Genomic DNA, 17446 nt, shown 5'->3' with positions numbered 1-17446 from the left:
ATCCTTGTGAAAATGAGGGCGAACATGCTTGTAGTATTCGACAAGGTTCAGAAATCCTATCCCGGTGGTCGGCCGGTCCTGCGCGACGTGTCGTTGTCGCTGGATCGCGGCCAAACGCTAGCCCTGACCGGCGAAAGCGGCAGCGGTAAAAGCACCTTGCTGAACCTTGCTGCTGCATTGGACACTGTGGACAGCGGGGAAATCACACTGGACGGGGTAGCCCTGTCGCAACTGGATGATCCGGGCCGTGCCGCCCTGCGCCGTACGTCCTTGTCGTTGGTGTTTCAGCAATTTAACTTGATCCCATCTTTGACAGCAGGTCAAAACCTGTCGTTTCATGCCCGGTTGGCCGGATGCCACGACCCCGATTGGTGCGCCCATCTGGCCCAGCGGCTGGGCCTTTCCGATCTGCTTGATCGATATCCCGAGAACCTGTCGGGCGGGCAACAACAGCGCGTTGCCATCGGTCGTGCCATGGCCGCACGGCCCAAATTGCTGCTGGCGGATGAACCTACGGGAAACCTGGACGAAACCGCCAGCGCCACCGTTCTTGAACTGATGTTGGCTCTTGTCGCAGATACCGGGGCCGCGCTGCTTTTGGTCACCCATTCGCACGAGATTGCGGCCCGTTTGGATCGGCGTGTGCATCTGTCTGGCGGGCTTATCGCATGACGCTGACCGTCATTCAGGCGCTGGCATCTCATTGGCGGGCACACCGGCTGCAACTGGCGACCCTGCTGATCGGCCTGGCCCTTGCAACCGGTCTTTGGTCTGCGGTGCAGGCCATCAATGCCGAGGCTCGTGCCAGCTATGACCGGGCCGCAGATCAACTGGCGCTAGGTCGGTTTGACGAATTGCACAACCCCTCCGGCCCGATCCCCCTGTCGCGTTACGTCGAGCTGAGGCGCGCGGGCTGGCAGGTTGCAGCGGTACTGGAAGGCCCATTTCGCGTTCAGGGTCAGACCTTACGGGTCCTTGGCGTTGATATGGTGGCCTATCCCGCCCTGCCCGCTGTCACACAGATGGAACAAAGCGGCACGCCACCCAACCCTGCCGATATGTTGACTGCGCCGGGGCGATTGCTGACGGCTCCGGTTTTGGAGCCGCTATTGGCCGGCCAGACCGGTTTGCCTCCGATCCTGATCAGCGATGCCTTACCGCCCGATCTGATCCTGACCGACATTGGTGTGGCCGAGTCGTTACTGAAGAAGCCGGGAGAGATTTCGCACCTGATCATTTTACCGGATCAGCCCGGTTCAATTCCACCGCTGTCGACTATTGCCCCCGAACTGGAGCGGGTCCCGGCACAGGAACAACTGGATACCGCACAACTGACCGACAGTTTTCACCTGAACCTGTCCGCCTTTGGCCTGCTGTCCTTTGCGGTGGGACTGTTCATCGTGCACGGAACCGTGGGCCTGGCCTTTGCCCAACGGCGCGGCATGATCCGGACCGTGCGCGCTTTGGGCGTTTCGATGCGGCGGCTGGTTTGGCTGATCATGGCTGAGCTTTCCGTGCTGGCGATTGTCGGCGGAGTACTCGGTTTGGTGCTTGGCTTTTTCCTCGCAGGCGCGCTGTTGCCGGATGTGGCTGCAAGTTTGCGTGGACTTTACGGCGCACCTGTCAGCGGCCAGATATCATTGCAACCACAATGGGCACTGTCCGGGTTGGCGATGGCCTTGGGTGGCACTTTTCTGGCCAGCGGACACGCCTTGTATCGCCTGTCGCGAATGCCGATTCTAAGCGGCGCAGGCTTACAGGCCTGGCGCAGCGCGGCTTCGGGCAGCTGGGTCGTCGCCCTTGCCGGTGTCGCCGCTATTGTCGGTGGCATTCTGACCCTGTTGTTGTTCGGAGGGTTGGTGGCCGGTTTCGTCATGGTCGCCGGGATGCTGGTCGGGTCCGCGTTGGTATTGCCCTATGCCTTGTCGCGCGTCCTGATCCTGTTTCAGCGTTCAGCGAAAGGGCCGATCGCCCAATGGGTCTGGTCGGACATGCGCGCTCAATTGCCGGGCCTATCTTTGGCGCTGATGGCCTTGTTGCTGGCGCTTGCCGCGAATATCGGTGTGGGCACAATGGTTTCCAGCTTTCGGCTGACCTTTACTGGCTGGCTGGATCAGCGCATGACATCCGAGCTCTACGTCACGGCCACCACCGATCAGCACGGTCGGAACATCGCGGAATGGCTGAACCCGCAGGTAGATGCCATCCTGCCGATCCGAAGCGTTGAACTGGCGCATTCGTCGGGGCCCTTGTTTCTCTATGGCATCATCGACGATCAGACTTATCGTGAGAAATGGCCGCTGATCAGTTCCTCGGAACGTGTTTGGGACCGGGTCCACGACGGAACCGCTGTGCTGATCAACGAACAACTTGCCCGCCGGGAAAACCTTTGGCCTGGCGACTCTTTGGCCATCACACCTGCCGACACGATGACCATCGCAGGTGTCTATTCGGACTATGGCAACCCAACCGGTCAGGCCATCGTTTCCATGGCCCAACTTGATCAGATCGCGCCCGGCGCTGAGGCGCGCCGATTTGGCATTCGTGTCGCGCCTTATCGGGCCACGGATCTGGCCCAGGCCTTGCGCGAGCAGTTCGACCTGCCCCGCCGAGCAGTCGTCCAGCAAGCTGCAATGAAGGCGCAATCCATGCAGGTGTTCGAAAAGACCTTCGTTGTTACCTCGGCCTTGAACATCCTGACGCTAGGGGTTGCAGGGTTCGCCATTCTGACCAGCCTGCTGACGTTGTGGACGCAGCGCCTGCCGCAGATTGCGCCCGTCTGGGCGCTCGGGCTGACACGTTCGGAACTGGCAAGGCTAGAAGTTTTGCGCAGTGTGTTGCTGGCTGTTTTGACAGCGTTTCTTGCGCTGCCGCTGGGGTTGGCTTTGGCCTGGGCGTTGCTGGCCGTAATCAATGTCGAAGCATTCGGCTGGAGGCTGCCGATGTACCTGTTCCCTGTCGACTGGGTCTATCTGTTGGGGCTCACGCTTCTTGCGGCCACCGTCGCAGCGGCCCTGCCCGCCGCCCGTTTGCTGCGCCTGCCGCCAGCGGATCTACTGAAGGTGTTTGCCAATGAACGTTAGGATCTGGCTGATCGTCTTGCTGCTGGCCGTGCCGGACATTGCCCGCGCGCAGGGATACGCAGGCCTGGGCGGTTCTGCCGAAGGGTTCACTGTACCGCAGCCGGGGTATGCGTTTCAATTTCCGCAGGATCATGGCCCCCACCCGGACTACCGGATCGAGTGGTGGTATCTGACAGCAAACCTGAAAGGTGAAGACGGGCGCGATTATGGTATCCAGTGGACCCTGTTTCGGTCGGCACTGAAACCGCATGAGGTCGAGGGGTGGCAAAGCCCGCAGATATGGATGGGCCATGCTGCGGTGACCACGCCCGACAAACACTATTTCGCGGAGCGTCTGTCGCGCGGCGGCATCGGTCAGGCAGGGGTTACGGCAGCGCCATTCGAGGCGTGGATCGACGAATGGCACATGCGCGGGTCAGACCCAAACGCGGTCAGCCTTTCTGCGAACGGTGCGGATTTCGGCTATGACCTAAAACTCGAAGCCAACGGGCCGTTCGTTTTTCACGGCCTGAATGGGTTTTCGGTGAAATCCGGCGACGGGCAAGCCAGCTATTACTATTCCCAGCCGTTTTACGAAGTCGAAGGCGTCTTGCGCCTGCCGGGTGGAGATGTCGCCGTCACCGGACAAGGGTGGCTGGACCGCGAATGGTCATCACAACCTTTGGCCTCAGATCAAAGCGGCTGGGACTGGTTCTCGCTCAGCTTTGACGATGGCGACAAGATGATGGCTTTTCGGTTGCGCGGCGACCGAGGTGATTTCACCGCGGCCACGTGGATCGCCGCCGATGGTACGACGACCGCGATCCCCGATGGTTCGGTCGCGTTTGAGCCGCTGACGACCGCGCCCGTTGCTGGCCGCGACGTACCTGTACGATGGCGCGTCACATTGCCTGACCGGGATCTGGACGTCGAGGTATCAGCGCTGACACCCGACGCGTGGATGGCCACACGGTTTGAATACTGGGAAGGTCCCGTCCAGATCAGCGGCAGCCATTCCGGACGGGGATATCTTGAGATGACAGGGTACTGATCCGCCCAGTTTTCTTAGCGCACCACGTAGACAGAGACGTCTGAATGCCGCACGACCCGTGCAGCATTCGGGCCCAGCAGATAATCTTTCAAGTCTGGTTTGTGCGCGCCAATCACGATGAGATCGCTACCAGCACTGTCCGCAGTTTTCAGGATTTCCTGATAAGCAGTACCCGTCGCGACCACGTGGCGGATCTTTTCATTCCGATCCGCCCCCAGTGTGGACACACACATCTCGGCCAGTTTGGTATGTGCCTCTTCCAGCGCCTTGTCGTGAAAATCACTTTCGAAAAAGCCAGACACCCAGCTTTCTCCGAAATCCGGCAGAACGGTCACCACATCCAGTTGCGCACCTTCCTGATCGGCCAGCTTCGCAGCTTTCTTCAGAACATGCGTATCAAGATCGCCGTTGCTGATATCGACGGCACAGAGAACAGCGTTTGTCATGCGGTCACCTCTTGTCTGGCGGCGCGGCCGCGCTGAAGGAAAGCGATCAGTCCCAGCAAGAGCATTGCCGGAATGTAGATCAACTGTTTCGGTGGCTGGCTAGCCGGCAAGCTGACCGAGGTCAGGCGCACTGCCTCATCCCCGTAGTAGTCGAAGATATCCAAGTCATCCGCGACAGGTGTCCCGAACAATGGCTCTTCGAGTTTGACCAACCCGTCTTCTTCAAGCAGCAGCAAGCCCATCGCGTCGACACGCGCTTGCCCGCCCTCTTCGCTGCCAACGGGAACAACAACCGTCGTGTCCGTCATCTCAAGCGTGTCAAAGTCTGGCCCGCTGATGACCATGCGCACCTCGGTACCCGGAGGTGTTTCGCCGATGGTCTCCACAAACGCAGCAGGCTCGACCGAGGTAAACGGTGGCGCGATGCGGTTCATGAAGAAGTCAGGCCTGAACAGCGCGAACGCCACCAGGATCAGTGCGATGCTTTCATAGATCCGGCTGCGGGTCAGGAAGTACCCCATTGTCCCGGCCGTGAAGACGAGAATGGCGATTGTCGCAAATATCGCCACCGTTATCCCCTCGACCCACGTCACATCAATCAGCAGCAGGTCCGTGTTGAAGATGAACACGAACGGCAAGGCCACGGTGCGCAGGCTGTAAAAGAACGCGATGAACCCGGTTTTGATTGCGTCACCACCGGATACTGCAGCGGCCGCAAAGCTCGCCAACCCAACCGGCGGGGTCACGTCTGCCATGATCCCAAAGTAGAAGACGAACAGGTGCACCGCGATCAGCGGAACGATAAGTCCGCTTTGCGCACCCAGCTCAACAACCACACCAGCCATCAGCGAACTGACCACAATATAGTTTGCGGTGGTCGGCAGGCCCATGCCCAGGATCAGGCTCAGCAGGCCGACCATAATCAGCATCAGGATCAGATTGCCGCCTGACAGGAACTCAACCAGGTCGGCCATCACTTGTCCGACACCAGTCAGCGTCACAGTGCCCACGATGACGCCGGCTGTTGCCGTTGCCAGCGCGATACCAATCATGTTCCGCGCGCCGTCGATCATGCCCTGCCAAAGGTCAGCGACACCATCAATGAACGTGTTGTAGACGTTGCTTTGCCCGCGGAATATCGCCTTGAGCGGCTTCTGCGTCAGCAGGATCACGAAGAGCAGCGTCGTGGCCCAGAAAGCCGACAGACCCGGTGACTTCTGCTCGATCATCAAGAAGTAGACCAGCACGATAATCGGCAACAGGTAGTGCAGCCCAGCTTTGTAGATGTCGGCAATGACCGGCAAGGTCACTTCTTTGGCGTTTGGATCGTCCGGCTCAAGATCCGGCACCTGAGCGGCCAGATACAGCAGTGCCACATAGATGGCACAGATGATCAGGCTGAGGACCAGCCCAGCCGATGACGGCACCCAGTTTGTAACCGCTTCGACCGGGAATTGAGAACCGTAGCACAGCCCGGCAAAGACCAGGAAGAAGGACAACATACCGACTACTGTGCGCGCCAGCTTTACGTCGCGGTCGCCCAGCGTGGGCATGTTCCGCTTCACGGCCTCAAGGTGCACGATGTAGACCAGCGCGATGTAGGAAATCGCGGCAGGCAGGAAGGCGTGGGTGATCACCTCGACATATGAGATGCCCACATATTCGACCATCAGGAAGGCCGCGGCCCCCATCACCGGGGGCATGATTTGCCCGTTCACGGATGAGGCAACCTCGACCGATCCGGCTTGTTCGCTGCTGAACCCAACACGCTTCATCAGCGGTATGGTGAATGTACCCGTTGTCACAACGTTGGCGATGGACGAACCCGAGATCAGGCCGGTCGCGGCCGAACCCACGACGGCCGCCTTGGCAGGACCACCACGCAGGTGCCCCAAGGCACCGAAAGCCATCTTGATAAAGTAGTTCCCTGCCCCGGCCTTATCCAGCAAGGCCCCGAACAGAACGAACAGGAAAACGAATTTGGTGGAGACACCTAAGGCAATACCGAACACGCCCTCAGAGGTGATCCACATGTGGCTCATCGCCTTTTTCAGGCTTGCGCCTTTCCAGCGGATAACTTCGGGCACCCAGTCGGATGAACCGAAGAAGACATAAACCAGAAAAATCGTCGCAATGATCGCCATCGCGGGGCCAAGCGCGCGACGCGCGGCCTCGAACAACAACAGCAGACCAACAAGGGCGACCCATTTGTCGGTGTCATCCGCAAGACCGCCTGCATCGACGATCTTGTTGTAAAAGAAATAGCCATACAGCGCGACAAACGCGCCCAGCAGCCCCATGATCCAATCCTGAACCGGGATATAGTTGCGCGGGCTTGATTTCAGCGCCGGATAGGCTGCAAAGGCCAGAAACAACGCAAAGGCCAGGTGAAACTGCCGCGCGTTGTTCACAACGCTGCCGGGCAGCACATAGTTCGCAAGTGGCGAGGCCAGGACGACCTGAAAGATCGACCAGATCGCGGCCACAACGGCCAGGAATATCCCGACATTACCGACCGGATTACGTCCACCCGCATCGGATGAGGCCACAAGATCCTGTAGCTCTTCTTCGGATAGCGGACGATTGGATTGTGTGTCGGAACTCATGAAATGTCTCCCCGTCGCGGCCATTTTTGGCCTTCTGAACCACCCGATTTGTTCGGGTTTTGGTTGCAGGGCGCCCGTTGGGCACCCTGCTTTAGGTCTGGCTTACTGAACCCAGCCTTTTTCTTTGTAGTATTTCTCGGCACCCGGATGCAGCGGAGCCGAAAGGCCATCTGCAATCATCTCTTCGGGCTTGAGGTTGGCAAATGCAGGGTGCAGCTTTTTGAAGTCGTCGAAGTTCTCGAAGACCGAGCTGACAACCGCATAAACCGCGTCATCCGACACGTCTGCCGAGGTCACGAACGTCGCGCCCACACCAAAGGTCGAGGTGTCGCCATCCGAACCACGGTACATGCCACCAGGGATTGTCGCAGTACGGTAGAACGAGTTGTCGTCTACCAGCTTGCTGACGGCGTCGCCGCTGACGTTCACCAGAACCGAGTCACAGGCTGTGGTGGCTTCCTGGATCGAACCCGACGGGTGACCAACGGTGTAAACCATCGCGTCGATCTGGTTGTCACACAGAGCCGCCGACTGTTCAGCCGCTTTCAGCTCGGTCGCAAGTTCGAAATCGTCGGTGGTCCAACCCATTTCGCCCAGCAGGACTTCCATCGTGCCACGCTGACCGGAACCGGGGTTGCCGATGTTGACGCGCTTGCCCTTCAGGTCTTCGAAGTTGGTGATGCCGGAATCGGCACGTGCGACAACGGTGAACGGTTCGGGGTGTACCGAGAAGACGGCGCGCAGGTTTTCGAAGGGGCCAGCCTCTTCGAATTTCGAGCTGCCGTTATAGGCGTGGTACTGCCAGTCGGACTGGGCAACACCAAACTCCAGTTCACCTTCGCGAATGGTGTTGATGTTGTAGACCGAACCACCGGTCGACTCGACCGAGCAACGCACGCCGTGCTCTTTGCGGCCTTTGTTCACCAGACGGCAGATCGCGCCACCAGTCGGATAGTACACGCCGGTCACACCGCCGGTACCAATGGTGATAAACTCTTCTGCATAAGCGGCCGGAGCCATAAGAGCTGCGGTAACGACCGCGCCCAGGCTAAGCTTGCTGCTATTTTTCATTTTTGAGAACTCCCAACTCTTATTGTGGATGAGAGACAGTTCAGCGGCCCCCATCCAGGGACCTTGCCGGTACGGCAAGCGAACCCGTCTTGCAACGGGTCAAGCATCTGAAATTTAAAAGTCTCCCAACGCCTTTGACGTTTCATTCAGACACTCCGCTTGTCAACCCCTGCGCGGGGTATGAAGGCCCCGATCCGCAGATGTGAGGAGATTTCCGAAAGTTTCCCCCTTTAACGGGGCGGTTTCGCACAGATCGGCATCACTGGGCCGGATCATGAGAAACTGCGCCAGCTAAATATCCAAAAACACTTTGAAAGTTTGGATTCCGCAACCTAGGCTTGGCCAAACGACCCGATGTTTCATGAATTTACGCGAAAGGGTTCTGGACAGTGGACGGCAAATCACCCAGTCCGATGCTTGTGATCGCCCTAGCCCTTAGTGCGGCCATCGCAATCTGGGGCATTGCTGACCCGCAAGGCCTGGGTCGCATTGCTGCATCGGCGGTTGAGACGCAATTCAACAGCCGCGGCTGGTTCATCATGCTTGAGGTCAGCGGGCTTTTGTTTGTGGTCCTCTTTCTGGCCCTGTCACGATTTGGAGATATCCGCCTTGGCGCTGACACAGCCGAACCAGAGTTTTCAACGACCGCATGGATCGCGATGTTATTCGCCGCAGGAATGGGTGTCGGTCTACTGTTCTATGGCGCAGCCGAGCCGCTGACCCACTACGAAGTGCTGCGTCAATATAATAGCGACGCAGAAGCGGCCAGTTATGCGATGTTCGTGACCTACTTGAACTGGGGGTTCCACGCCTGGGCGATTTACGGAATCGTCGGATTGGTCATCGCCTATTTTGCCTATCGCCGAAATCGCACTTTGTTGCTGAGTGCCCCAGTCACCGACGCACTTGGCGAAGCAGGATGGACAAAAGCGCTGGGGTGGGTTTTCGATCTGCTCTCGATCGTCGCAATTGCCGTCGGTTTGGCGGGCTCTATGGCAATGGGGGTATTTCAGATCCAGACCGGACTGGCAGGCCTGTTGGGTATAGAAACCCCAGGCGTGCTGACGCTGCCCGTTTTTGCCGCGCTTTGTATTGCATTCATCATACCGTTGCGTCGCGATCTGGGAGACGGAATGGCCCTGCTGTCCAACGCAGCAATGCTGATCGCCGTCGGGATGATGGTCTATCTTCTAGTGCTGGGTCCCACATCTTATCTGATGGATGGCATCGTTTCGGGATTCGGACGCTATCTGTTCGGTGTCCTGCCAGCAGGGTTCTCTACGGCTGAGTTCTTCGACGACCTGTTGGTCGACTGGTTCCACGGCTGGACGCTGAACTATATGATCTGGTGGCTGGCTTGGTCACCCTTCGTGGGCATTTTCATCGCCCGGATTTCCCGCGGACGCACGATCCGAGAGTTTCTGATCGGAGTCGTCGTCACTCCCACACTTTTCTCTATCCTGTGGTTCGGCGTTTTTGGCGGCTTGGGTTTTTTCGATGCTTTGCGTCAGGACGGAGCCTTATCAGCCGTCAATGCAGAGAACCTTGACGCAACCACATTTGCATTGCTTGAGCGCTTCCCGCTAGATGGCATCACAAGAATAGCAACAATCCTGGCCGCGTTCCTGTTCGTGGTTACCAGCGTCGTAAGCGCCGGGTTCACCCTTGCGATGATAGGGACCGGAGGCGACGACAACCCCTCCCCCCGAATTCGTACAATCTGGGGCATTATCCTTGGCGCGTTAGGGATGGCGATGATTTTGGTGGGCGATATCTCTCTGGTTCGGTCCATCATAGCGCTGTCAGCCATCGCTTTCGTGTTTATCGTGCCCGTTCTTGTTGTCTGCCTGTTCAAACGTCTGGCGCAGGAGGACCGATCATGAGTGGCCAACTGATCGACACCGCACTGAACCTAAGCGTTTTCGCCTATATCGGGTTCCTGGCGTGGCTGATCCTGCGACGCAGTAAGTGAGCGCAGAAACTGGGAACAGATTCGCCCTGAACATCCCAAGTCTGTTCGCTTTTTCCTGAGTTTGCCGGGAAACTTGCCCGATGAAACTGCACGCGCAATCCGGAACTCAGATTGTCGCCAAGCTTTCCAACGACCGTCAAAACCCCGACATTTTCGATACCCCGGTCAAAAGTGGCAACATGAACATTCGAAACGTCAGAAAAGAAAAAACAGAGAGCAGGTTCCCCTTACCCTCTGTTTTTACCTTGGTACCCAAGGCCGGACTCGAACCGGCACGTCCGTCAGGACGGGGGATTTTGAATCCCCTGCGTCTACCATTCCGCCACTTGGGCCACGAACACTGGATTAGCGCTCATAATCGGGAAGGTCCAGAGGCAAAAAACAACCGATATTCAGTTTGTTTTCTTCAGGCACGGTTGACGGCCCATCAGGCGCATGGTTTGGCTGACGCAACAAAGGAACGGGATTTTAGCATCTGATGTTGCGATCGCTCTATGACTGGACCATTCGTCTGGCCGAACACCCGCACGCGCTTTGGGCTCTGGCCATTGTGGCATTTGTCGAAAGCTCGTTCTTTCCGATTCCCCCGGACGTTCTGATGATTCCCATGATTCTTGCGCGCCCGTCGCGCGCCTGGCTGATCGCGACGGTTGCCCTGGTGGCCTCGGTGTTGGGGGGCATGCTGGGATATGCGATCGGCGCGTTCTTCTATGAAAGCATCGGCCAACCCATCCTCGAATCCATGGGCAAAGCGCATGCCATGGAAGAGTTCAACACCAAGTTCAACGACTTCGGATTCTGGGCCGTGCTGGGCGCAGGGATTACCCCATTCCCGTACAAAGTCATCACCATCATGTCCGGGTGGACAGGCATGCCGCTGGGCACATTCATCGCCACGTCGATTCTGGCCCGCGCGCTCAGGTTCTTTGTTGTTGCCGGGCTGCTTTGGGGTTTTGGTGAACCCATTCGCAACTTCATCGAAAAGCGTCTGGGGCTTATGTTCACTCTGTTTGTCATCCTGCTGTTCGGTGGGTTCTTAGCGGTGAAGTTCTTATGACACGCAAAAAACTGTTGATCCTGATTGCGGCAGGCGGTTCGGCCGCACTGTTGTTAGGCGCATGGGCGTTTCAACACCTGGGCGGTATGGCCCCGTGCAAAATGTGCATCTGGCAACGCTATCCCCACGCCGCGGCTGTTCTGATTGGCGTGTTGGCCTTTGCCTTTCCAGGCATTCGCCCCCTGCCGCTTTTGGGTGCGGTTGCCGCGATGGTGACTGCCGGGATTGGCATGTACCACGCAGGTGTCGAACAGAAATGGTGGGAAGGTCCAACCAGCTGCACGTCGGGCGATATTGGCGGGTTGTCCGCTGAGGAACTGATGGATCAGATCATGTCCGCGCCGCTTGTGCGCTGTGATGATATCCCGTGGGAGATGTTCGGCCTGTCGATGGCCGGCTGGAACGCTCTGCTATCTGCTGGTCTGGTTTTGGTCTGGCTGGCCGCGTTCCGTGCGAAATAAGCGTACTACGCGTCCAGTTCGGCATCCCAATACAGAAAGTCGATCCAGCTGTCATGCAGGTGGTTCGGGGGGAACTTGCGTCCGATGTTCCGCAGTGCCTCGGCATCTGGCTGACGCGGCGGCTTGCGCAGCGACATGCCCGCCTGCCGCAGCGACTTCGATCCCTTCCTCAGGTTGCAGGGGCTGCACGCCGCCACAACGTTCTGCCAACTGGTCACACCCCCGGCAGCCCGCGGAACAACATGGTCAAAGGTCAGGTTGTCCCGGCTTCCACAATACTGGCAGCGGAACTCGTCCCTTAAAAATAAATTAAAGCGCGTGAAGGCCACGCGCTTTCTGGGTTTTACATAGTCTTTCAGGACAACGACCGATGGTATTCGGATCTCGGTACTGGGGCTTCGGACGACCTCGTCGTATTCGGCCACGATGTCCACCCTGTCCAGCCAGGCCGCCTTGATCGCTTCTTGCCAGGGCCACAGGGATAAGGGGTAATAGGACAAGGGGCGATAATCGGCGTTCAAAACCAATGCCGGATGGTGCTTTAGGGCACCCGGTTCCCTGACAAATTCGGTCCTGAATTCTCCGTCCATATCGGAATCGCTCCTCGCTCTGCTCTGCCCGTTATTGACACCAGAGCGGGGAACACCCGCCCCGGCCTTAACTTAACTATATATCGTGTTAAAACTCTGACAAGCCCTGAGTTTCCACAACATCTCGGGTATTGAGTATGCCTGCTCCGTAACAAAGACGTGACAGTTATCCACAGGTTGCGTTCTCTGCCTCTGGCAGGCTATGGCGGGATCATGAGCTGGTTCATACGATTCAACAAACCCTTCGATGTGTTGCCGCAGTTTACCGACCGGGCAAATGCAGAGACGCCGCGCAGTACTTTGTCGGATTTCATCGACCTGCCCGGTGTGTATCCGGCTGGGAGGCTGGATCGCGACAGCGAGGGCCTGATGCTGCTGACTGACAACGGCCGGCTGCAGGCGCAAATATCGGACCCCAAGCACAAGATGCCCAAAACCTATTGGGTTCAGGTGGAAGGTTCACCCGATGCTGCCACCCTGAAGGCTCTGCGCGACGGGATTGATCTGAAGGACGGACCGACGCGCCCGGCCAAGGCCCGGTTGATGGATGAGCCCGAAGATCTATGGCCACGAAACCCACCTATCCGCGTACGCCAAACAGTACCAGACAGCTGGATTGAGCTGACCTTGCGCGAAGGCCGCAACCGGCAGGTTCGACGCATGACGGCAGCGGTCGGTCATCCCACCCTGCGCCTGATCCGCGCCCGGATCGGGGACTATACGCTAGAGGGGTTGGCGCCCGGCCAATGGGACAGCCTGACAGCTCCTGTATTGGATTCCGCACCGAAGCGCAAACGGGACCGCCGACCGCGCAGGTGACAAAAACGTCCTTTTGTGATAGGGTTAAGGCATGAAAGTCACCCGAAGCACACCATCCCCAGAGGGGATCCTTGAGGCCGCGCTTTATGTTGGCGATCTGGACGCGGCCGAACGATTCTATGGTGAAATACTGGCGTTAGAATGTATTCAACGCGTCGCGAACCGACATGTATTTTTCCGCGTCGGCGGATCGGTGTTGTTGCTGTTCAACGCAGATGAGACGGCAAAGCCGCCGGAGAATCCGAAGCTTCCCGTCCCGCCACATGGCGCACGCGGTCCCGGTCACGTCTGCATGACTTTATCGCGGACAGAGATAGACGAAATGCGCAAGCATCTGCTGGAGTGGAACATCCCCATAGACGCCGAGTTTGATTGGCCAAGCGGGGCACGATCGCTGTATATTCGGGATCCCGCCGGAAACTCGGTGGAATTCGCTGAAGGTCACCTGTGGGATTGAGACCCTAGCGCAGCGGTTGTTTTTCTCCCCCGACAATCCGGTAGATGTCGCTCGAAACAACGCCCACTTCGCCCAGAACAGCTTGAAACTCGGCCATATGCGGGGCAGCGAAATGCGCCTCGAGCGCGGCCTGATCCTGCCATTCTTCATAAACACGGAACTTGTTGGATTGCCCGAGTATCTGGCTGAATTCATAGATCAGGCAGCCGGCCTCTTTCACAGTCTCGGCGACCATTTTCTGTGCGGCCTCAAGGGCTTTGTCGACGCCATCTGTCGACACTTCAACCGTTCCGGTGACTATCAGCATGTCGTTCCCTTCTTCAATTCAAACCGTTTCGAAATCCTGTCGACTGGCGTTCCGTCTTGCAGAGAAACAGCATAAGTGACCGAGTAGTCGCGGAAACCCATCTTGTCGTAATAGCTAAGCCCCTGCCGGTTGTCGGCCCGGATCGTCGCGTTGAGCGCGCTGAACCCAAGGGCCGCGGCATAGGTCGCGGTTTCAGAGAACAACGCCCGCCCTGCCCCTTTCAACACCGGCTCTCGCCGGGTGAAAGTCGCTATATCCGCGCAATCTTCCGGCAAGTCCTCATTGGTACCTAACCATTGAAACCCGGCCACCTCACCCTGTTCATCAAGGGCAACGTGGCAACAGATTTTGTCTGCGCCATTCAGGTAGACTTGAGCAAACAGCGCCTCGGAAAACGGTGTTTCAAACGCGGTCGTCCCGCCGATAGCAATGATTTCGTTGAGAATTCGGCAGGCAACTGCCACGTCCTCAGGCATCATGGGACGAACCGCGATCATGGCTACAGGCTCAGCTTGTCGCGCATGAAGGCAAGCGCGACACTAAGACCGTCGGGGGCAATCCCGTGGCCGGTGCCCTTCATGACATGCGCGTAAACTTCTTTGAAATCTGCGGCCTGCAACGCTTCGGCAGCTTCGGGCAACGACTGTGGCGGAACGACGTCGTCGGCATCGCCATGCACCAGAAGGATGGGCATCCGGCTGACGGTTTCGTCGGGCAGCAGATCCGGTTCCAACAACCGGCCCGAGAAGGCAACGACCCCAGCCACCGGGTCTTCGCGGCGCGGGGCGACGTACAGGCTCATCATCGTACCTTGCGAGAACCCAAACAGAACCACCTGTTCGGGCAGCACATCTTCATCCACCATCAGGGCATCAAGGAAGGCGTTGAAATCCTCAACGGCCATTTCCATGCCACGGCGTGCTTCTTCTTCGGATGAGCCATCAATCCACGGGATCGGAAACCACTGATATCCGTTAGGCATTCCGGGGATCTGTTCCGGCGCATCGGGTGACACGAACAACGTGTCAGGCAGATGCTCACCCAACGGATCGGCCAACCCCAACAAATCGGCCCCATTGGCGCCATAGCCGTGCACGAACACCACGACCGAGCGTGTATCGCCCGAAACCGGCTCTTTTCGGAGCGCATTCAAAACCCGTGTCATCTGATCCCTTCTCGTTCTTTTGCCACCCGGTAATAGGCCCACAAAACCCGCGCCGCAACCGACCGCCAGGGCGACCATGCCTCGGCCATCTGGCGCAGCTGTTTGTCGGTAGGCCGGTCGGGCAAATCATATAAGATGCGCGCGGCCTCTTGCAGCGCCAGATCGCCCGGCGCGATCACGTCGGCACGACCCAAAGAGAACATCGCATAAATCTCGGCCGTCCAGACGCCAATACCCGACACCTCGGTCAGGATCGCCACCACGTCTTCGTTTGAAACGTCCCGCAAGGCTTTGTAGTCAATGCGCGCCTCAGCCAAAGCGCGGGCATACCGGATTTTTTGGCGGCTCAACCCAACTGCACGCAGATCATCGTCGGTGGCCCACATGATTTTGCGCGGGCCGGTCAGTTTCGCATCCTTCAACCGGTTCCAGATCGCATTGGCCGAGGCCACACTCACCTGCTGGCTGACTATGGCGCTAAGCAGTTGCGCAAACCCGTCCGGGCGACGGCGCAAGGGCAACGGACCGGTCTGTTCCATCGCATAGGCCATGCGCGGGCAGCTTTCGGCCAGCCATGTCGCGCCTTCTTCCACACAGTCGGGTGTTTCTATGATCCGTCCAACGGACATGTGCTCTCCGGCCTCGATGATCGACTGCACGTTAGGCCGCTTTGCCGCAGATGCAACCCGCTTGTGCACAATCGTTTTCGCCATTACGCATGTGCTCATGACCATGACCGCCACAACCCCGGACAACAGTCTGGCCAAACGCAATGTCGCCGTTCTGGTGGCTGCGCAGGCCCTGCTGGGCGCACAGATGCCGATGATCTTTATCGTCGGTGGGTTGGCCGGGCAGTCATTGGCGACCAATCCCTGCCTGGCGACTCTGCCCATATCTTTGATCGTGCTTGGCTCAATGCTGGCGGCGACGCCGATCTCGGCCATCATGCAACGGTGGGGTCGCCGGGCTGGATTTCTGGTCGGCGCGACGGCAGGTGCTTGCGGCGGGCTTGTCGGCGCTTATGGCTTGTTTCTGGGATCATTCCCTGTGTTTCTTGCTGGCAGCCTGCTGACCGGCATCTACATGAGCGCGCACGGTTTCTACCGCTTTGCCGCCGCTGACACCGCATCGGACGATTTCCGTCCCAAAGCGATTTCCTATGTCATGGCGGGCGGTCTGGCAGCGGCAATCATCGGGCCTCAGATCGTCAAACTGACCTCGACCGCGTATGTCATCCCTTTTCTCGGTACGTATATCGCTGTCATCGCAGTGAACGTCATTGGCTCGGCCCTGTTCTTTTTTCTCGACATCCCGACCCCGCCCAAACCTGCCGCTGATGCCCCCAAAGGTCGGTCCCGGATCGAGCTTCTGAAAACGCCGCGTATTGCGGTTGCAATCATCTGCGCCATGGTGTCCTACGCGCTGATGAACCTTGTGATGACGTCGACACCGCTGGCCGTCGTGGGCTGCGGGTTCAGCGCCAATGACGCGGCGGATGTCGTCACCAGCCACGTGTTGGCGATGTACATTCCCAGCTTTTTCACCGGACAGTTGATCGCACGTTTTGGGGTCGAACGGATCGTGGCACTGGGCCTACTCATTCTTGCCGCGGCCGGAGTGGTTGCTTTACAGGGCGTTGAGCTGGGTAATTTCTTTGTCGCGCTGATCCTGCTGGGCATCGGCTGGAACTTTGGTTTTATCGGCGCAACCACCATGTTGGCTGAATCTCATGACGTCAGCGAGCGCGGACGCATGCAGGGGTTGAACGACTTGCTGGTGTTTGGTGGCGTCACGTTTGCCTCACTGGCTTCCGGTGGGCTGATGAACTGTTCTGGCGGCTCTCCGATTGAAGGTTGGACCGCGGTGAACGTCGCGATGATCCCCCTTCTGACTTTGGCGGGCGGCGCGCTTTTGTGGCTGACGATGCGGCCCCGAACGGCCTAATCGTTAATGTTCAGTATCGGTGCAAAGGCACCTAATCTCTGTGCCTCGGCGATCCCCTCATCAATGTGCATGCGGTAGATATCCCACATCTGCCGTCTCAGGGTACGGCCTTTTTCGGTAATGCGCAGGATTTTTCCCCGTCCGTCCCCCGCTGCAGCATGGCGCGTCAACAATCCGTCCTCCGCCATCCGTGCGACCTGACGGGAAAAGCTGGACTGATCAAACAGCAGCTGTTGCTCCAGCTGTTTAGGTCGCAGGCCGTCTGGTGCTCGTTCCAACTCCCACAACACGTCATACCAGTGCAGCCGTGGATATCCCGCTGCCACCAGCGCGCGCTCAGCCCGGGAAAAGATCCGGGTGCGTGTCTGGTTCAGAGCGATCCAGGCCGCCTCTCGTTCTTCAAATCCGCCCATCACGCCTCCGCGAGGATTGTGGTTT

At 58.3% G+C, this 17446-nt stretch carries 18 protein-coding genes and 1 tRNA gene; 9 read left to right on the top strand and 10 right to left on the bottom strand.

What is annotated here, in order from left to right; all coding sequences use genetic code 11:
* The first annotated feature begins 24 nt into the window (after positions 1 to 24).
* Genes AC2FFH_RS04040 through AC2FFH_RS04030 form a run of 3 tightly spaced genes read left to right on the top strand, consistent with a single transcriptional unit; the run spans position 25 to position 4113 of the window.
* Positions 25 to 672, top strand: coding sequence for an ABC transporter ATP-binding protein (locus AC2FFH_RS04040; protein WP_496764761.1), 648 nt, complete (start codon positions 25 to 27; stop codon positions 670 to 672).
* Positions 669 to 3083, top strand: coding sequence for an FtsX-like permease family protein (locus tag AC2FFH_RS04035; RefSeq protein ID WP_496843793.1), 2415 nt, complete (start codon positions 669 to 671; stop codon positions 3081 to 3083). The genes AC2FFH_RS04040 and AC2FFH_RS04035 overlap by 4 nt, the downstream gene beginning before the upstream one ends.
* Complete coding sequence (locus tag AC2FFH_RS04030; protein WP_496843792.1) at positions 3073 to 4113, top strand: lipocalin-like domain-containing protein; 1041 nt, start codon at positions 3073 to 3075, stop codon at positions 4111 to 4113. Before AC2FFH_RS04035 ends, AC2FFH_RS04030 begins: the two co-directional genes overlap by 11 nt.
* 14 nt (positions 4114 to 4127) lie before the next feature.
* Here AC2FFH_RS04030 and AC2FFH_RS04025 read toward each other — a convergent pair whose 3' ends face one another.
* The 3 genes from AC2FFH_RS04025 to AC2FFH_RS04015 form a co-directional block, all read right to left on the bottom strand.
* Positions 4128 to 4559, bottom strand: coding sequence for a universal stress protein (locus AC2FFH_RS04025; RefSeq protein ID WP_058271716.1), 432 nt, complete (start codon positions 4557 to 4559; stop codon positions 4128 to 4130).
* On the bottom strand, positions 4556 to 7165 hold the full coding sequence (locus tag AC2FFH_RS04020) for a TRAP transporter permease (protein WP_472723826.1): 2610 nt from the start codon (positions 7163 to 7165) through the stop codon (positions 4556 to 4558). Before AC2FFH_RS04020 ends, AC2FFH_RS04025 begins: the two co-directional genes overlap by 4 nt.
* Before the next feature lie 102 nt (positions 7166 to 7267).
* On the bottom strand, positions 7268 to 8236 hold the full coding sequence (locus AC2FFH_RS04015) for a TAXI family TRAP transporter solute-binding subunit (protein ID WP_058271718.1): 969 nt from the start codon (positions 8234 to 8236) through the stop codon (positions 7268 to 7270).
* Positions 8237 to 8649: 413 nt separating this feature from the next.
* Between AC2FFH_RS04015 and AC2FFH_RS04010 the strand changes: the two genes are divergently transcribed.
* Positions 8650 to 10119, top strand: coding sequence for a BCCT family transporter (locus AC2FFH_RS04010; RefSeq protein WP_496764748.1), 1470 nt, complete (start codon positions 8650 to 8652; stop codon positions 10117 to 10119).
* Between the two features lie 335 nt (positions 10120 to 10454).
* On the opposite strand, the gene AC2FFH_RS04005 is transcribed toward AC2FFH_RS04010, so the two are convergent.
* Positions 10455 to 10540, bottom strand: a tRNA-Leu gene (locus tag AC2FFH_RS04005).
* A 146-nt stretch (positions 10541 to 10686) separates the two neighbouring features.
* On the opposite strand from AC2FFH_RS04005, the gene AC2FFH_RS04000 reads away from it, so the two are divergent.
* Together AC2FFH_RS04000 and AC2FFH_RS03995 are read left to right on the top strand one after the other, a co-directional pair.
* Positions 10687 to 11265 carry a YqaA family protein gene (locus AC2FFH_RS04000; RefSeq protein WP_058278010.1) on the top strand — a complete coding sequence of 193 codons (579 nt, stop codon included), beginning with the start codon at positions 10687 to 10689 and terminating at the stop codon, positions 11263 to 11265.
* Positions 11262 to 11726 carry a disulfide bond formation protein B gene (locus AC2FFH_RS03995; protein WP_496764745.1) on the top strand — a complete coding sequence of 155 codons (465 nt, stop codon included), beginning with the start codon at positions 11262 to 11264 and terminating at the stop codon, positions 11724 to 11726. The genes AC2FFH_RS04000 and AC2FFH_RS03995 overlap by 4 nt, the downstream gene beginning before the upstream one ends.
* 5 nt (positions 11727 to 11731) lie before the next feature.
* Here AC2FFH_RS03995 and AC2FFH_RS03990 read toward each other — a convergent pair whose 3' ends face one another.
* Positions 11732 to 12316 (bottom strand): HNH endonuclease, encoded by a 585-nt coding sequence (locus AC2FFH_RS03990; protein ID WP_058278012.1) that lies wholly within the window; start codon positions 12314 to 12316, stop codon positions 11732 to 11734.
* A gap of 213 nt (positions 12317 to 12529) precedes the next feature.
* On the opposite strand from AC2FFH_RS03990, the gene AC2FFH_RS03985 reads away from it, so the two are divergent.
* Both AC2FFH_RS03985 and AC2FFH_RS03980 read left to right on the top strand, forming a co-directional pair.
* Positions 12530 to 13135, top strand: a complete 606-nt coding sequence (locus AC2FFH_RS03985) for a pseudouridine synthase (RefSeq protein WP_496843791.1) — start codon at positions 12530 to 12532, stop codon at positions 13133 to 13135.
* A gap of 31 nt (positions 13136 to 13166) precedes the next feature.
* Positions 13167 to 13592, top strand: coding sequence for a VOC family protein (locus tag AC2FFH_RS03980; RefSeq protein ID WP_496764737.1), 426 nt, complete (start codon positions 13167 to 13169; stop codon positions 13590 to 13592).
* A gap of 4 nt (positions 13593 to 13596) precedes the next feature.
* Here the strand turns inward: AC2FFH_RS03980 and AC2FFH_RS03975 are convergent, their stop codons facing one another.
* The 4 genes from AC2FFH_RS03975 to AC2FFH_RS03960 are packed head-to-tail and all read right to left on the bottom strand — an operon-like array spanning position 13597 to position 15693.
* Positions 13597 to 13899 (bottom strand): putative quinol monooxygenase, encoded by a 303-nt coding sequence (locus AC2FFH_RS03975; RefSeq protein ID WP_496764734.1) that lies wholly within the window; start codon positions 13897 to 13899, stop codon positions 13597 to 13599.
* On the bottom strand, positions 13893 to 14396 hold the full coding sequence (locus AC2FFH_RS03970; protein ID WP_496764720.1) for a GNAT family N-acetyltransferase: 504 nt from the start codon (positions 14394 to 14396) through the stop codon (positions 13893 to 13895). Before AC2FFH_RS03970 ends, AC2FFH_RS03975 begins: the two co-directional genes overlap by 7 nt.
* A 2-nt stretch (positions 14397 to 14398) precedes the next feature.
* The gene (locus tag AC2FFH_RS03965) at positions 14399 to 15064 is read right to left on the bottom strand and encodes an alpha/beta hydrolase (protein ID WP_496727142.1); all 666 of its coding nucleotides are present in this window, start codon (positions 15062 to 15064) and stop codon (positions 14399 to 14401) included.
* The gene (locus AC2FFH_RS03960) at positions 15061 to 15693 is read right to left on the bottom strand and encodes a DNA-3-methyladenine glycosylase family protein (RefSeq protein ID WP_496727143.1); all 633 of its coding nucleotides are present in this window, start codon (positions 15691 to 15693) and stop codon (positions 15061 to 15063) included. The genes AC2FFH_RS03965 and AC2FFH_RS03960 overlap by 4 nt, the downstream gene beginning before the upstream one ends.
* A 97-nt stretch (positions 15694 to 15790) precedes the next feature.
* On the opposite strand from AC2FFH_RS03960, the gene AC2FFH_RS03955 reads away from it, so the two are divergent.
* Complete coding sequence (locus AC2FFH_RS03955; RefSeq protein ID WP_496727185.1) at positions 15791 to 17008, top strand: MFS transporter; 1218 nt, start codon at positions 15791 to 15793, stop codon at positions 17006 to 17008.
* On the opposite strand, the gene AC2FFH_RS03950 is transcribed toward AC2FFH_RS03955, so the two are convergent.
* On the bottom strand, positions 17005 to 17421 hold the full coding sequence (locus AC2FFH_RS03950; protein ID WP_496727144.1) for a MarR family winged helix-turn-helix transcriptional regulator: 417 nt from the start codon (positions 17419 to 17421) through the stop codon (positions 17005 to 17007). The genes AC2FFH_RS03955 and AC2FFH_RS03950 overlap by 4 nt on opposite strands.
* Positions 17422 to 17446: the final 25 nt, after the last annotated feature.

The sequence above is a fragment of the Ruegeria sp. YTSC003 genome (assembly GCF_059609785.1).
This window is presented reverse-complemented; position numbering and strand designations above follow the sequence as displayed.

What these genes read in the sequence shown, in the direction of transcription:
- AC2FFH_RS04040 (WP_496764761.1), top strand. Translation starts at nt 25, where the DNA reads ATGCTTGTAGTATTCGACAAGGTTCAGAAATCCTATCCCGGTGGTCGG.
- AC2FFH_RS04035 (WP_496843793.1), top strand. Translation starts at nt 669, where the DNA reads ATGACGCTGACCGTCATTCAGGCGCTGGCATCTCATTGGCGGGCACAC.
- AC2FFH_RS04030 (WP_496843792.1), top strand. Translation starts at nt 3,073, where the DNA reads ATGAACGTTAGGATCTGGCTGATCGTCTTGCTGCTGGCCGTGCCGGAC.
- AC2FFH_RS04025 (WP_058271716.1), bottom strand. Translation starts at nt 4,559, where the DNA reads ATGACAAACGCTGTTCTCTGTGCCGTCGATATCAGCAACGGCGATCTT.
- AC2FFH_RS04020 (WP_472723826.1), bottom strand. Translation starts at nt 7,165, where the DNA reads ATGAGTTCCGACACACAATCCAATCGTCCGCTATCCGAAGAAGAGCTA.
- AC2FFH_RS04015 (WP_058271718.1), bottom strand. Translation starts at nt 8,236, where the DNA reads ATGAAAAATAGCAGCAAGCTTAGCCTGGGCGCGGTCGTTACCGCAGCT.
- AC2FFH_RS04010 (WP_496764748.1), top strand. Translation starts at nt 8,650, where the DNA reads ATGCTTGTGATCGCCCTAGCCCTTAGTGCGGCCATCGCAATCTGGGGC.
- AC2FFH_RS04000 (WP_058278010.1), top strand. Translation starts at nt 10,687, where the DNA reads ATGTTGCGATCGCTCTATGACTGGACCATTCGTCTGGCCGAACACCCG.
- AC2FFH_RS03995 (WP_496764745.1), top strand. Translation starts at nt 11,262, where the DNA reads ATGACACGCAAAAAACTGTTGATCCTGATTGCGGCAGGCGGTTCGGCC.
- AC2FFH_RS03990 (WP_058278012.1), bottom strand. Translation starts at nt 12,316, where the DNA reads ATGGACGGAGAATTCAGGACCGAATTTGTCAGGGAACCGGGTGCCCTA.
- AC2FFH_RS03985 (WP_496843791.1), top strand. Translation starts at nt 12,530, where the DNA reads ATGAGCTGGTTCATACGATTCAACAAACCCTTCGATGTGTTGCCGCAG.
- AC2FFH_RS03980 (WP_496764737.1), top strand. Translation starts at nt 13,167, where the DNA reads ATGAAAGTCACCCGAAGCACACCATCCCCAGAGGGGATCCTTGAGGCC.
- AC2FFH_RS03975 (WP_496764734.1), bottom strand. Translation starts at nt 13,899, where the DNA reads ATGCTGATAGTCACCGGAACGGTTGAAGTGTCGACAGATGGCGTCGAC.
- AC2FFH_RS03970 (WP_496764720.1), bottom strand. Translation starts at nt 14,396, where the DNA reads ATGATCGCGGTTCGTCCCATGATGCCTGAGGACGTGGCAGTTGCCTGC.
- AC2FFH_RS03965 (WP_496727142.1), bottom strand. Translation starts at nt 15,064, where the DNA reads ATGACACGGGTTTTGAATGCGCTCCGAAAAGAGCCGGTTTCGGGCGAT.
- AC2FFH_RS03960 (WP_496727143.1), bottom strand. Translation starts at nt 15,693, where the DNA reads ATGTCCGTTGGACGGATCATAGAAACACCCGACTGTGTGGAAGAAGGC.
- AC2FFH_RS03955 (WP_496727185.1), top strand. Translation starts at nt 15,791, where the DNA reads ATGACCATGACCGCCACAACCCCGGACAACAGTCTGGCCAAACGCAAT.
- AC2FFH_RS03950 (WP_496727144.1), bottom strand. Translation starts at nt 17,421, where the DNA reads ATGGGCGGATTTGAAGAACGAGAGGCGGCCTGGATCGCTCTGAACCAG.